Consider the following 673-nt stretch of genomic DNA (forward strand, 5'->3'; position numbering starts at 1 on the left):
ACGCCATTGTTTCTGCTATCAAAGCTGAGCTAAAAGTAGCAGAAACAAAGAAAGAGTCAGACAAAGCGGAAGTCACTCCCCTCGCCCAATTCGATAGCAAAGGCATGTTTGCCCGCAAGCGCGTGAAAGGCCGTAACTTCTCTTATGAGTTCGGACGTTTATCGAAAGAAATGCAGGATAAGTTAGATGAAGCTATAGCTAAGGTTCTAGAAGAGAAGTAAATAGGTTGCCAGATGTTGTGCTTATCTAATCCTTCTCGTGTCACGGATAAGTGAATATGCGGATGCCAGTTGAGACCACGACCGTAGGTATGAAGGTCGCCGAATATGCCGACTTCAAGGCTGTGCTGCTTCGCCCTGTTCAGTAGTGTGTTTGCCGCCAGTGAGAACAAATCATTGAGCCAGAGCTCGCTCGGCATGGTGAACGTGATGTGTTGATGCTCACAGTCAGGCATAACATCAAGCTGAGTGGATATCCATTGCTCGGTGGAGCTGGTACCACAGCTTTGAAACTCAACGCATCCAATCAGCCATTGGTGTAGTTTTAGTCTGATTGTAATTGTTTTATCGATTCTTTAGGGGAAAGATGCATGTGATTAGATAAGATCTATACTTTCAATGTTTGGCGACACCATAGGCCAAATGTCTTAACGGTATGATTGATTTATGCCCTG

General features: G+C 45.0%; 1 protein-coding gene and 1 pseudogene. One reads left to right on the forward strand and one right to left on the reverse strand.

Annotated elements, in window-relative coordinates; genetic code table 11:
• On the forward strand, positions 1–221 hold a 221-nt coding region (locus OU793_RS24785; RefSeq protein ID WP_274647937.1), incomplete at its 5' end, for a ParB family protein.
• On the opposite strand, the pseudogene OU793_RS24790 reads toward OU793_RS24785, so the two are convergent.
• A pseudogene (locus tag OU793_RS24790) lies at positions 215–505 on the reverse strand (transposase); the annotation flags it as partial. The gene OU793_RS24785 and the pseudogene OU793_RS24790 sit on opposite strands and share 7 nt — an antisense overlap.
• Between the last annotated feature and the right edge of the window lie 168 nt (positions 506–673).

The organism is Vibrio sp. VP6, from assembly GCF_028823755.1.
In the GTDB taxonomy this organism is placed as follows: domain Bacteria; phylum Pseudomonadota; class Gammaproteobacteria; order Enterobacterales; family Vibrionaceae; genus Vibrio; species Vibrio parahaemolyticus.